Source organism: Halorubrum tibetense (assembly GCF_042661865.1).
Classification (GTDB): Archaea; Halobacteriota; Halobacteria; order Halobacteriales; family Haloferacaceae; genus Halorubrum; species Halorubrum tibetense.
On record NZ_JBHSWW010000600.1, the window covers coordinates 1 to 679 of the forward strand.

General features: G+C 46.4%; 1 protein-coding gene. It reads left to right on the forward strand.

All coding sequences use genetic code 11. The features are described 5' to 3' along the window. On the forward strand, positions 1-679 hold a 679-nt coding region (locus ACFQEU_RS17195; RefSeq protein WP_379784124.1), incomplete at both ends, for an NHL repeat-containing protein.

Below are 679 nucleotides of genomic sequence, written 5' to 3' on the forward strand. Positions count from 1 at the left end.
TGGCTGATAGTACCGTAAGTTACTTTAGTGAAGGCGTTGACAATCTGGATTCGCCTTTTGATCAGCCCCGATCTGCAGTATTTGATCTTTCTGGTAATCGAATTTGGGTTGGGGATGACGGTGTAAATACTGTATATGCAGTTGATTTGGATTCCGGTACCCGCACCGTTCCTGTCAAAGCAGGTGTCGGGGATGGTGGCCCCCTACAGTTTCCCCGAGATCTTGCATTAAGCGGAGACGCGCTTTTAGTGCTCGATGATCAAGGAAATGCTCCCTCAAAATTGTTTTCTATTGATCTGGATAGTGGTGATCGTACTACGCTCATTAATATTGAGGGCGGTAACGGTGCGGGCGCCAGCGGTTTAGTTGTGGCAGAAGATGGGCTTGTTTATTATGGTACCAATAATGAAATTTATTCCTATGACCCTACGACAGAAGTTAAACGCCAGCTATTAGGGGCAGGTGTTGGAACCGGTGTGGTTGTAGGGAGTGTGACAAGCTTTAGTTTAGATGAAGTGGGCGAAAGGCTATTGGTCGCGGATTATGTAAATGGTCACATCATTGCTGTCGATATTGCAACCTTACATCGTTCGAGTGCCTATCGCTATGAAGATCTTTCAGTAACGCTAGTGACAGATTTTGTGGTGACCAGTGAAGGCCTTTATGTGCTGGATGGAGC